The 605-nt window shown below is 75.5% G+C and carries 1 protein-coding gene; it reads left to right on the plus strand.

Annotated elements, in window-relative coordinates; all coding sequences use genetic code 11:
• Nucleotides 1-15 precede the first annotated feature (15 nt).
• Nucleotides 16-605 (plus strand): alpha-amylase family glycosyl hydrolase (locus GCU69_RS03330; protein WP_268969213.1); only part of this gene is annotated, 590 nt, incomplete at its 3' end.

Here is a 605-nt window from a genome sequence, read left to right on the forward strand (position 1 = left end):
CGACTCAGGGATGACATGACCCACCATCTCGCCGACTCCGCCGCGCCCACCGGCACGGGCGAGTCCGCATCCGCCACCCCCCACGGCACCGCGCCGGCAGCGCCCCGGGCGTCCGCCGGCCCCGCGGCAGCGGAAGGGCGCACCGGCTGGTGGCGGGACGCGGTGATCTACCAGGTCTACCCGCGCTCCTTCGCCGACGGCAACGGCGACGGCATGGGCGACCTGGAGGGCGTCCGCCGCCGGCTGCCGTACCTGCGCGACCTCGGCGTCGACGCCGTCTGGCTCAGCCCCTTCTACGCCTCCCCGCAGGCCGACGCGGGCTACGACGTCGCCGACTACCGCGCGACAGACCCGATGTTCGGCACCCTGCACGACGCCGACGCCGTCATCCGCGAGGCCCACGCGCTCGGCCTGCGCGTCATCGTGGACCTGGTGCCCAACCACTGCTCCGACCGGCACGACTGGTTCCGGCAGGCGCTCCGCGAGGGCCCCGGCTCCCCGACCCGCGACCGCTTCCACTTCCGCCCCGGCAAGGGCCCCGGCGGCGAGCTGCCGCCGAACGACTGGGAGTCCGTCTTCGGCGGCCCCGCCTGGACCCGTACGAA

It is taken from the genome of Streptomyces lycii (assembly GCF_009735685.1).
In the GTDB taxonomy this organism is placed as follows: Bacteria; Actinomycetota; Actinomycetes; order Streptomycetales; family Streptomycetaceae; genus Streptomyces; species Streptomyces lycii.